Genomic DNA, 11,352 nt, shown 5'->3' with positions numbered 1-11,352 from the left:
TCACCTCACCCCCTCTGTGTGTGTCGTTAGCATCGATTTAAATAAATCTAGTCCATCGGTTGAACCTAGTAATGTTTCAATTGCCCGTTCTGGATGAGGCATCATACCGAGAACATTCCCCCGTTCGTTAACAATTCCAGCAATATCATCGATACTTCCGTTTGGGTTGTCTTCATATCTAAAAACAATTTGTTTGTTTTTCTTTAACTTAACTAAAGTTTTATCATCACAATAATAACTACCTTCACCATGCGCAATTGGTAATTCAATTAATGTTTGATCTTTGTAATCAGTTGTAAAACTTGTTTGATTATTGACGATTTTTAATGAAACAGGTTTACAAATAAATTTAATTTTTTTATTTCGAATTAAGGCTCCCGGAAGTAAGTTCATTTCAGTTAACATTTGAAAACCATTACATGTTCCAAACACGAGTTTACCCTCATCAGCAAACCGTCGCACTTCATTCATAATTGGCGATAAACTTGCGATTGCACCACTTCTTAGATAGTCCCCATACGAAAATCCGCCGGGAAGTAAAACGCCGTCAAATCCATCAAGCGAGGTTTCCGTATACGATACGAACGCTACCTGCTCATGCAAGCCATCCCGAATGGCATAAAACAAATCATCATCACAATTCGAACCTGGAAATACAATAACCGCAAATTTCATACTTGCTCCCCCAGTTCTTCAAGTTCATAACGATAACGTTCCATATTGGGATTAGCCAACAATTTGTCACAAATATTATCAACCTTTTGATTGATTTCAAGTTCAGTTGCTTTAATGTTCATTACGAAGTATTTCCCAACCCGGACATCACTCACGCCTGAAAAGCCCAATCGACTGATTGCCTCATTAACGGCCTGCCCTTGTGGATCTAAAACTGATTCTTTATAGGTAACATATACTTTTACGCTATACATTAGTTAGCCCCTTTTCCGTTTTCAATCGGTTTAACACTTCCTCATACGCTGGAATAATACTTCCTTGTTCTTTTCTAAAAATATCTTTATCTAATGAATCGTGTGTCGTTGTATCCCATAACCGTGCATTATCTGGTGAGAACTCATCCGCTAAGATGATGGCACCATGGTAACGACCAAATTCAAGTTTAAAATCAATCAAATCAATGTTTATTTTTTTAAATAGTTGAACCAATAGTTGATTTATAACTAGTATCTGTTTTTTTATCTCAATTATTTCAAGTTCCGTTACAAATTTTAAAGCAAAAATTTGGGATTCATTTATTACCGGATCATCAAGTGCATCACTTTTATAATAGTATTCAAGAACTGGTGATAATAGTTTGGTTCCTTCAATTTGATTAAACTTACGAGCAAAACTACCAGAAATTACATTTCGTAAAACAAATTCAATTGGAATGATATCAGTTTTTTTAACCAATTGTTCGGTTTCTGACATATTCTTAATGAAATGCGTTTTAATTCCGTTATTTGTCAAATAAGTAAAAATGATATTAGAAATTTGACGATTCAAGGACCCTTTACCCGGTATTTCTTCCATTCGTTTACCATTAAGAGCAGTCGCTTGGTTTTTATAAACCATTCTTAGCACTTCATTATCACTTGTTTGGTAGACATCTTTAGCTTTTCCCTCGTAAATTAATTGATCCAAGTAATTGGCCTCCTTTAGATAATTTCTTAACAATTTAATGAAAATAGTAATAATCGTTCGTTAATAACAAAGTAAGTTTAACAATATATTAAAGAAATATCAATGGTTAAATACGATATATTTTAAAAATAATAAATAAATAGTTCGTGTTTTACTAAATAAAGAAATGTTTTTGAGTTTAAATGACGTATTTTGTCCAAAGAATCATTTACATAATCACGAAAAACTAATAACTACAAAAAAAGATAACTCCACTCTAGTAAAATACTAGAACGGAGTTATCTTTTCACAAATGATTTATAAATAGACTGTCCCATTAGAACAAAGCAAGCAACCAATCTATTTAACAATTGGATTGCGGTAAAATTTATTTTATATTATAACGCAAATGATTAACTTTCTGTATGAACTCCAGGATAACCTCTAATTGTTCTGGCGTAAATTCGTCTTCTAATTGCGCATATTTTCTATCTAAATCTAAATGCATTTGTTGATGGACTTTTTTTAATTTGATTCCATCCGTCGTTAATAACAGATAAATAGCCTTCTGATTAGTCGGTCGTTTAATCCTTTCAATTAATCCCCTTTTTTCTAACTTAGAGATAATTTTAGAAACTGCTCCTTGCGTCATTGATACGTTTGAAACAATTTCTTTTAAAGCAATGGGACGTTCTGAAATGAGTGATAAAACATCCAAATCGCTAGAATTAATTGCCTCAGTTCTTTTTTTTAAATTTACGCTTTCTAAATGATCAACAATCCATTGATGTTCAATATCTAATTCATCGTCACGTTCTCTAAATTCACGTAATGCCTGCAATAATTCTTTATTCATAGTAAGCCTCTTTTAAATTCCTAGGAATATATATTTGACATTTACACCGTCACGTATTATTATAGTTTACATTCCAAAGAATATAAACAGAAAGAAGGAAATAAAATGAAAAATGTTATTATTTTTGACCACCCTTACACTGCAATTGCCAGTGAAAATGAACCTCATAATCGTGCCTATGCCGCCGCTGTCCTTAAGCAGACAGTTAGCATGCTTAAGGCAAAAGGTGAAGACGTTGATATTATCGATTTACATGCAGATCATTTTAACCCCGTTATGTCAGCTGAAGATTTAGCCAGTTGGCGAACGGGACATTCTTTAGATCCACAAACATTAGATTACCAGAACCGCCTATTAGACGCGGATAAAATTATTTTTATTTTTCCAATTTGGTGGGAACTTATGCCTGCTATGACAAAAGGATTTTTAGACAAAGTTTTATCACGTTCAATTTTACCTAAGCATGGAAAATCGCCTTTTCCTAAAAATCCCACGGTTATCATGATGACAACTATGGGAACCCCGCCTCTTTATTATAAATTACATTATCATAAACCCGTCTTCTACTCATTCTGGGTAGGAACTTTTCATAAAATTGGTCTAAAAAAATTTAAATGGCTGACCTTTGATGGTGATGCTAAGCTCGCTAAACGCGAAGCTGCACTTCGTAAAATTAAATTCTAATTAAGGATTAACAGCAGTGCTAGTTCTGGGATGTAGTAGACCATAAAAAACATTTCATTAGTTGAGATTGTAATAATCAATCCTAACGTGAAGTGTTTTTTATTTGCCTAGAGATATATAAAGTAAGTTTAAGCTGAATATTCCGTCAACAGCATTCTCAACGATTAAAAAATACATTAACTGTAATAAAAAAAATTATCGGAAGTATTTCCCAATTAGGGACACCTTCCGATAACCTTATTATTAAACCGTTCCATTCATTATTAATAACAATTCACATTGATAACTACAAAACTTAAAATCCCTTTAAATGATACTAAATAAGACCAATTCGTTTAAAAATTGCGTCAACATTTCGAATGTGATAATGATAATCAAACGCTTCATCCAAATCTTCCTGAGTTAGTGCCGACATGATTTGTTCATCTGCTTCCAACAATGGTCGAAATTGAATCTGTTGATCCCACGAAATTGCGGTCTTAGGTTGAATCAAATCGTATGCGGCTTCTCTGGACATCCCGCTATCAATTAATTTAAGCAAAACTCGTTGACTATAGATAAGACCAAAAGTCCGACCCATATTTTTTTTCATGTTATCTGGAAATACAGTTAACTCTTTAATGATTTTTGTAAATCGACGTAACATGTAATCTAATAAAATAGTTGTATCGGGTAAAATAATACGTTCCGCAGAACTATGCGAAATATCACGTTCATGCCATAGTGTAACGTCCTCAAAAGCCGTCACCATATGACCTCGAATAACACGTGCTAATCCTGTAATATTTTCGGAGCCAATTGGATTACGTTTATGTGGCATGGCAGATGACCCTTTTTGTCCTTTAGCAAAGTATTCTTCAACTTCACGTGTTTCACTTTTTTGTAGTCCACGAATCTCTGTCGCCATTTTTTCAATTGACGTCGCAAGTAAGGCCATTTCTGATACATAGTTAGCGTGCAAGTCTCGCGGTAGGACCTGTGTTGAAATTTCTTGTGGCCTAATTCCAAGATGCTCACACACAAAAGTTTCAACAAACATTGGAATGTTCGCAAAAGTTCCAACTGCGCCACTTATTTTGCCCGCTTCAACTTCTGAGGCCGCAGCTTCAAAGCGAGTTTGATGGCGTTTCATTTCTGAATACCACAAGGCAATTTTTAGTCCAAAAGTTGTTGGTTCAGCGTGTACCCCATGCGTTCTCCCCATCATAACGGTATCTTTATACTCAACCGCCTTATCGGCTAAAACAGTCATAAATTCTTCAATATCCTTACGTAAGATATTGTTGGCCTGTTTTAAAATAGAACCATAGGCAGTATCAACCACATCAGTAGATGTTAACCCATAATGAACCCATTTACGTTCTTCTCCAAGAGATTCCGAAACGGCTCTTGTAAAGGCAACAACATCATGTTTTGTTTCTTGTTCTATTTCTAAAATACGATCAATATCAAAACTGGCATTTTTGCGAATTTTACCTGCATCTGCTGCTGGTACATGCCCTAACTCAACCCAAGCCTCGCTGGCTAAAATTTCAACCTCTAGCCACGCATTGTATTTATTTTCATCTGACCAAACAGCACCCATCTCAGCATTTGTATAACGATCAATCATTATTATCTTCCTCTCTTAATCCCAAATTTTTGTTTGATAAATATCTGTTGTTGCCTGTTCCAAATTGTTTGTTAAAACCGTTATATGGCCCATTTTTCGATTTTTTTTCACTTCTTCTTTACCATAAAAATGAAAATGCCATTGCGCTTTATTCTTAATCTCATTCAAGACTTTTGAAGTATGCTGCCCCAAAATATTAATCATAATAGCACCAGATAATAATTGCGGATTTGGCATTGGTAAATTGCAAATGCCTCGAATATGCGCTTCAAATTGTGATAGAGAACAAGCTTCCATCGTTAAATGCCCAGAATTATGGGGTCTGGGCGCTATCTCATTAACGTAAATACCTCCCGAATCTGAGATGAAAAATTCAATACCCATCGTTCCAACAGACAAACAGTCATCAGCAATTTTACTGGCAATCATTTCGATTTTTGTAGCCATTTCAACTGACAATAAACTTGGACAAAAACTTTCATGTAAAATATTGTTGCGATGTCGATTCTCAATAATTGGAAAGATACTTTGTTGTCCTAATTCATTCCTAGCAATAATAACGGAGACTTCACGATTAAATTGAACGAACCCTTCTAACACGCACTCACCATTTTGAAGAAGATTTATCGCTTCAGTTAAATTTTGAGCATTTTTCAGAATAACTTGCCCCTTGCCATCATACCCACCACGAACCGTTTTTAAAATGGCCGGATAGCCCATCATTTTGATTGCATCTTGTAACTCAACTGAATTTAGAATTACTTTAAACGGTGCAATTGGAAAATTACGTGCCGCTAAAAAACGTTTCTCACTAATTCTATCCTGAGAAATGCGTAATGCGGTTGATCCTTGCGGTATATAGCAGTAATGTTTTGCCATGTCAATCGTATCTGCATTCACATTTTCAAATTCAAAAGTCAAAACATCACACATTTTCGCAAGATTTATGATAGCACTTTCATCATCATAACTGGCGATAACCTGTTCATCAGCAACCTGAGCTGCAGGGCAGTCCTCTTCTGGATCCAAAATAATAACACGATAACCCATCTCTTTTGCAGATGTCGTCATCATTTTACCTAACTGTCCACCGCCTATGATCCCAATTATCTGTCCTGGTAATATTTTTTTAGTCAAGTAAATCACTACTTTCCAAGGATTTTTGACGAATCTGCAGTTGATATACTTTTAATGCATCATTTATTTTTGAATTATATAAACCACAAATTTTTGCGGCAAAAATACCAGCATTTGTTGCACCGGCTTTACCAATAGCCATAGTTGCCACCGGCGTTCCTGCTGGCATTTGCACAATTGATAATAAAGAATCCATCCCACTCAGTGCGTGAGACTGTACGGGTACGCCTACCACAGGGAGGCTCGTTGAAGAGGCAATCATGCCGGGTAGATGCGCGGCACCACCGGCACCTGCGATAATGACCTTATAACCATTTTCCTCCGCACTCATCGCAAATTCAGACATCTCAGCTGGCATTCGATGCGCCGAGATAACCTTCTTATCATATGTAATTTTAAGCTCATCTAATATATTAGCCGTAAATACCATTGTGGTCCAGTCAGAAATTGAGCCCATTACAATTGCTACCTCTGCCATTAGATTACCTCCAATTTTAATAAGCCTATCTTATCAGCAACTAAGCATTGTGTCAAAGCAAAAAAAGGATAATATCTAAAATATAATAAAAATAGTTCGTATTTTAATGGTTATATTACACCAATTTATTTTTAATATTTCTTTTTAACAAAAAATAAACGACACCAACCGGCATCGTTTATTTATCTATTTGTAAATCCGTATATAGCTGTAGCTTACTTCTAGAGTTTAAAACAATTGACTTCTTACCATCGGAAAAATAAAATGAAAGCCCAAATCTTCTCAGTTTAACTTTTTTAATTTCAGAAATTTCAATCGTTTCATTATATTTTCGAATAACTTTTGTCAATTTGATATTTTTATCGTCAATTATTAATTTTCGGCTTAAAATCTGAATGACCGATATAATAAGAAAAATAAGAAATAAAATAATTGTCCAAATCTGTATCGTTGTAATCTCTAACCATAGTAATAAACTACTCAATAATATACAAAATGTCCATGACCATAAAATAACCGTTTTTGCTAGTTCAGGCTGGTAAAAATATGTTTTTTGATGTCTTTGCATACGCGTTATCCCTCTCCGCCAATCTAAGATAATTTATTCATGTTTAAAGTCTAACATAACTAAACAGTTATTTTTAAATTTTTACAAAAAAAAGATGAAACCTTAAGTTTCATCCATTTTAATGATTATTTGATTACTAAGAAACGATCGTCATCAGACATAAAATCTTTATCGCCTGCTACTGCTTCAATTGAACCAAATGGCATTTGTGCACGTAATTCCCAGTTTTCTGGAATATTAAATGCATTTCTAATTTCAACATCGATAAGTGGATTGTAATGTTGTAAGCTTGCGCCAATACCATTTTCGGCTAATGCCGTCCAAACACTTTGTTGAGCGCCGCCCAAACCTTGTTCTGCCCATACTCTGAAGTTATCAGCGTATAATGCAAAATCTTTTTCGTTTTGAGCAATAACACTAGTATCTATAAAGTATAAGACCGTTCCAAATCCGGCACGGAATGAAGCAATTTTTTCTTGTGTTTTTTTGTAAGCATCTGCATTAGGCACTTCAGATTCAAGACGTTTTTCAACAATATCCCAAACTTTATCTGAGTTCTTACCGAATAAAACAGCTGCTCTGATTGATTGGTTATTAAATGAAGTTGGTGATTGCTTAACAGCACCTTCGATAACACTGCTAATTTCGTCTGGTGTTTGACTTACATTTTCACCTAAAGCATAGATTGTGCGACGTTGTTCCATAAGATCTAATAATTGAGTTTTCATAGTTAAGTTCTCCTTCTCTAATTGAATATACTTAGTATATCACTTACTTTTAATAAGTAAAGTGATAAATGTTATTTTTTTATTTATACGGAGCACACATAGGTTCTTACGCGTTGATGTAGCAACATTCTTAGCGCCATCCGTTTAATTCAAAAAATATAAAAGAACAACAACTTTAGATAGACTAGTCCAGGATATAAAAATTCAGGATACATTATTGATAAAAAAAGAAACCCACTATTAAATAGCAGATTTCTTGTAATACTTTCATCAACAATACTTATAATAATAAATTATGACTGTTTAGACATCTAATTTATTAATAAGTTAGATATAATTCAATTCATTAGACTCTGGGTTTACGCTTGCCCCAATATTGGAAATAGTCCGTTCTTAACGAGCCGTTATATAATTTTCGTTTTTTTGACGCCCTTGATCCATAAAACTCTTCAAAAGTTAGGTCGCTTGTTAAAATATATTTACTCCAAGTTGGCATTTGTTTATAAACAACACCCATCTGTTTATATAAGACACGAACAGATTCAGTATCACTCAATCGTTCACCATATGGCGGATTGGCAACTAAAACACCATTTTCTTTTTCAGTCGTGAAATCTTTTGCGGCGAGTTGCTTAAACTCAATACTATCTAAAACGCCTGCCTCGGCTGCATTCTTTTTAGCAATTTCAATCATGCCGGCATCAATATCATATCCTGCAATATCTAAAACAACATCAAGATTTGCTTCACCTTTTGCCGTTTCTCTTAATCGGTCGAAGAGTCCTTTTTCAACAAAATCCCAATCTTCAAACACAAAGTAGCGACCAATACCTGGTGCAATATTGTGCCCAATCAATGCTGCTTCAATTGGAATTGTTCCCGAACCACATACTGGATCAACGAATGGTTTATCCGGGTACCAATTTGTTAACATAACTAGAGCGGCAGCCATATTTTCTTTTAATGGTGCGTAACCCTTTTCAACACGATAGCCACGTTTAAATAAACTGCTACCTGTCGTATCAAGCGTTAAAAGAACATTATCTTTATTAATAGCAACTTCTAATGGGTATTTAGCTCCTGTTTCAGGTAGACGCGTAGTTCGATGATAAACATCGCTTAATTGATCAACAATTGCTTTTTTAACAATCGCTTGTGCATCTGGCACACTATAAAGTGTTGATTTTTGAGATTTACCTTGGACGGGGAACTCCGCATCCAAGGGTAAAAATTTATCCCAAGAGATTGCCTTTGTTTGTTCAAATAGATCATCAAAAGTAGTGGCAGTAAATTCGCCGACAATAATCTTAACGCGATCAGCACTCCTCAACCAGAGATTAGTGTTAATTACATCTTCCATCGTTCCTTCGAAACGAACACGACTGTTTTCAACTTGGACATTGTAGCCCATATGTTTAAGTTCATTTCCAACAATTGACTCAATACCGCTGGCTGCGGTTGCCAATAATTTAAAAGTTTCCATTTTGCACCTTCACTATAATTTAATTTTTTTAATAAAAAAAACTAGGATAAAAGAAAATCCTTCATCCTAGTTCATCCTGAAATCATGTAAATTTCTATAAGCCATGTTTTGTACGTCATCCATCTCAGGCGATGAAATCAGTGGTAATCATCTATCTCCAGATATTATCTGCCCCCATGATTTGTTCATTTCCGTCATGAAGCGCCCCTACCAAAGTTTGGGTTGCCTACTCGTGGGGTTTACCGCGTTCCAGCAATACCGTTTCCAATATTGTATCGTCTCTGTGGCACTTTACAGATTACTTTGACATAGCCGAAGCCTTAGTCATTTTATCCGCCGTTACCCGAAGGTACCTTGGCTTATTTTTTCACCAAGCACGAACACTACAAGCATCTCAGCTTGTGCAAGCATGGACTTTCCTCAGCCTAACTTAATAGACCGCAATTACCCGAAATTTACACTGAATCTATATTACTACATCATTCAATTAATTTAAAATTGATTTCTAGAATTTTCATTTTCATCTAGTTGAGCACCAAATACGCGACGTTCCAAATTTGATAAACGTTTAAGAATATCCATATTTGAAGTTGTAGACGTTGTTTGAGTTGTTTGTGAACTCTTACCCACAGTTACCTGTTTCGTAAGTTCATCAACTTGCGCAATTAGACGATCATTTTCTTCTTGAACTTTTTTGACTTCTTTATCAAAGGTTTCGTAATCTTTAATAACGTCATCAAGAAATTCGTCAACTTCTTTAGAATCATATCCACGCATTTTTGTTTCAAAATGCTTTTGTAGGATATCTTTAGGTGAAAAATTAACATCCGTCATATTCGTACACCTCATCACTAATTTCTCATAAATAATGTTAATACTCGTTTATTATAGCAGAATTATTCAATAATTCAAATGATTATTTCGTTCTTCTTCAATTTCACTTGCAACATCCTCTAATTCCATGAAATCTATCATACGTAACCGATACTCTTTTGATTCTTTGACATTTTTAATTTTTAGCAAATCAAATTTTGTTTTACCCTCATTTTCTGGATCATATACTAGTAAAGCACCATCTGTATGCTCAATCATAAATGATTGATAATTCTTTAATTGTTGTGGCGACTGATAAACATCATTACTAACGTAGCCAGAGAAATCAACTTTATTTAAAATTTGACTCAAAACTAGTTTTTTATCGTCTTTCCAATTGTTACCAAACTCTTTGAATGGTAACATAAGCGATACTTTAAAGTCCGGATAATCTGTTTGCATATCCAAACAGATTTGTGCCGTCCATTGTTCAATGCCAAGTTGAGGTCCAGTTATAACCCACTCCAACCCATTTTCTATTTCATTAATAATATTTTTTTTGATTGCACTTTTTATTATGGTTATTTTAGGGTCGTTTTCGTTAAAAATACCCAACTCATATGTTCGATAACCGGTCACCCATAAACGTTTCATAATTAATTAGGCATCCTTTCCTTATATTAAGAATATGTTACCAAATCCTTTAAAGCTATTAAATTATATCACTTATTGTTATAATATTTTAGATTGGAGTGTGAGATAATCGTGAGTATTAACTATCCGAATGGGAAAATTTATGAACAATCACCTTTAAATACGCCAAAAAAATCAAATCTATTGTTATTTGGTAAACGAGGCATGTCATTGGAAGATGATATTAACGCAAGCAATGCATTTTATCTTGCTAATAACGTCGCCGTCATCCATAAAAAACCAACGCCTATTAAAATTGTAAAAGTTGATTACCCTAAACGAAGTGCAGCTGTCATTAAAGAAGCCTACTTTCAAACGGCGTCGACGACAGATTATAATGGTATTTACAATGGCCACTATTTAGATTTTGAGGCAAAGGAAACCAAAAATAAAACATCGTTTCCCTTGAGTAACTTTCATGAACACCAGATTGAACACATGAAAGCTTGCGTGTTACAAAAAGGAATTAGTTTTGTTATAATAAAGTTTGCAACCTTGGATAAGCTATACTTGTTACCATCAAAAACACTTCTTACCTACTGGGATCAACAGAATAAAGATGGTCGTAAATCAATTCCATTGAAAACGATTCAAACTGAAGGATTCGAACTACAATATACTTTAAATCCGGTTATCCCCTATTTAAAATACGTTGATAAAATGATAGAGCATCTATAACT

The 11,352-nt window shown here is 34.4% G+C and carries 14 protein-coding genes and 1 other RNA gene; 2 read left to right on the top strand and 13 right to left on the bottom strand.

The genetic code is table 11. The annotated features are described in order from the left end of the window. The 4 genes from purQ to FC66_RS01000 all read right to left on the bottom strand — a co-directional run bounded on the left by purQ (position 1) and on the right by FC66_RS01000 (position 2,476). A complete protein-coding gene (gene purQ, locus FC66_RS01015) occupies positions 1 to 675 on the bottom strand; it encodes a phosphoribosylformylglycinamidine synthase subunit PurQ (protein ID WP_057973510.1) in 675 nt (224 codons plus the stop codon). Continuing rightward, positions 672 to 929, bottom strand: coding sequence for a phosphoribosylformylglycinamidine synthase subunit PurS (purS, locus tag FC66_RS01010; protein WP_057973509.1), 258 nt, complete (start codon positions 927 to 929; stop codon positions 672 to 674). The genes purQ and purS overlap by 4 nt, the downstream gene beginning before the upstream one ends. Then, positions 922 to 1,641 (bottom strand): phosphoribosylaminoimidazolesuccinocarboxamide synthase, encoded by a 720-nt coding sequence (gene purC / locus FC66_RS01005; RefSeq protein ID WP_057973508.1) that lies wholly within the window; start codon positions 1,639 to 1,641, stop codon positions 922 to 924. The genes purS and purC overlap by 8 nt, the downstream gene beginning before the upstream one ends. A gap of 367 nt (positions 1,642 to 2,008) precedes the next feature. Further along, a complete protein-coding gene (locus tag FC66_RS01000) occupies positions 2,009 to 2,476 on the bottom strand; it encodes a MarR family winged helix-turn-helix transcriptional regulator (RefSeq protein WP_057973507.1) in 468 nt (155 codons plus the stop codon). A gap of 105 nt (positions 2,477 to 2,581) precedes the next feature. Here FC66_RS01000 and FC66_RS00995 point away from each other — a divergent pair, with 105 nt between their 5' ends. Next, positions 2,582 to 3,160, top strand: coding sequence for an NAD(P)H-dependent oxidoreductase (locus tag FC66_RS00995; RefSeq protein ID WP_057973506.1), 579 nt, complete (start codon positions 2,582 to 2,584; stop codon positions 3,158 to 3,160). A gap of 316 nt (positions 3,161 to 3,476) precedes the next feature. Here the strand turns inward: FC66_RS00995 and purB are convergent, their stop codons facing one another. The 9 genes from purB to FC66_RS00955 all read right to left on the bottom strand — a co-directional run bounded on the left by purB (position 3,477) and on the right by FC66_RS00955 (position 10,633). Next, positions 3,477 to 4,772: an adenylosuccinate lyase gene (purB, locus tag FC66_RS00990; RefSeq protein WP_057973505.1), complete on the bottom strand. Its 1,296-nt coding sequence runs from the start codon at positions 4,770 to 4,772 to the stop codon at positions 3,477 to 3,479. Between the two features lie 15 nt (positions 4,773 to 4,787). Further along, positions 4,788 to 5,918, bottom strand: coding sequence for a 5-(carboxyamino)imidazole ribonucleotide synthase (purK, locus tag FC66_RS00985; RefSeq protein ID WP_057973504.1), 1,131 nt, complete (start codon positions 5,916 to 5,918; stop codon positions 4,788 to 4,790). Next, positions 5,902 to 6,387 (bottom strand): 5-(carboxyamino)imidazole ribonucleotide mutase, encoded by a 486-nt coding sequence (gene purE / locus FC66_RS00980; protein WP_057973503.1) that lies wholly within the window; start codon positions 6,385 to 6,387, stop codon positions 5,902 to 5,904. The genes purK and purE overlap by 17 nt, the downstream gene beginning before the upstream one ends. A 178-nt stretch (positions 6,388 to 6,565) precedes the next feature. Further along, on the bottom strand, positions 6,566 to 6,955 hold the full coding sequence (locus tag FC66_RS00975; RefSeq protein ID WP_057973502.1) for an EbsA family protein: 390 nt from the start codon (positions 6,953 to 6,955) through the stop codon (positions 6,566 to 6,568). Positions 6,956 to 7,080: 125 nt separating this feature from the next. Beyond that, positions 7,081 to 7,683: a nitroreductase family protein gene (locus FC66_RS00970; RefSeq protein WP_057973501.1), complete on the bottom strand. Its 603-nt coding sequence runs from the start codon at positions 7,681 to 7,683 to the stop codon at positions 7,081 to 7,083. Positions 7,684 to 8,029: 346 nt separating this feature from the next. Beyond that, on the bottom strand, positions 8,030 to 9,166 hold the full coding sequence (locus FC66_RS00965) for a THUMP domain-containing class I SAM-dependent RNA methyltransferase (protein WP_057973500.1): 1,137 nt from the start codon (positions 9,164 to 9,166) through the stop codon (positions 8,030 to 8,032). Between the two features lie 92 nt (positions 9,167 to 9,258). Continuing rightward, an RNA gene (rnpB, locus tag FC66_RS07845) (RNase P RNA component class B) lies at positions 9,259 to 9,622 on the bottom strand. A 36-nt stretch (positions 9,623 to 9,658) separates the two neighbouring features. Next, on the bottom strand, positions 9,659 to 10,000 hold the full coding sequence (gpsB, locus tag FC66_RS00960) for a cell division regulator GpsB (RefSeq protein WP_057973499.1): 342 nt from the start codon (positions 9,998 to 10,000) through the stop codon (positions 9,659 to 9,661). 66 nt (positions 10,001 to 10,066) lie between these two features. After that, positions 10,067 to 10,633, bottom strand: coding sequence for an SLOG family protein (locus FC66_RS00955; RefSeq protein WP_057973498.1), 567 nt, complete (start codon positions 10,631 to 10,633; stop codon positions 10,067 to 10,069). Between the two features lie 111 nt (positions 10,634 to 10,744). On the opposite strand from FC66_RS00955, the gene recU reads away from it, so the two are divergent. Then, entirely contained in the window at positions 10,745 to 11,350 is a 606-nt protein-coding gene (recU, locus tag FC66_RS00950; RefSeq protein ID WP_057973497.1) for a Holliday junction resolvase RecU, read from the top strand. Positions 11,351 to 11,352 lie beyond the last annotated feature (2 nt).

It is taken from the genome of Dellaglioa algida DSM 15638, from assembly GCF_001434695.1.
Classification (GTDB): Bacteria; Bacillota; Bacilli; order Lactobacillales; family Lactobacillaceae; genus Dellaglioa; species Dellaglioa algida.
The sequence above is the reverse complement of the archived record's forward strand: the minus strand, read 5'-3'. Positions and strand labels throughout refer to the sequence as shown.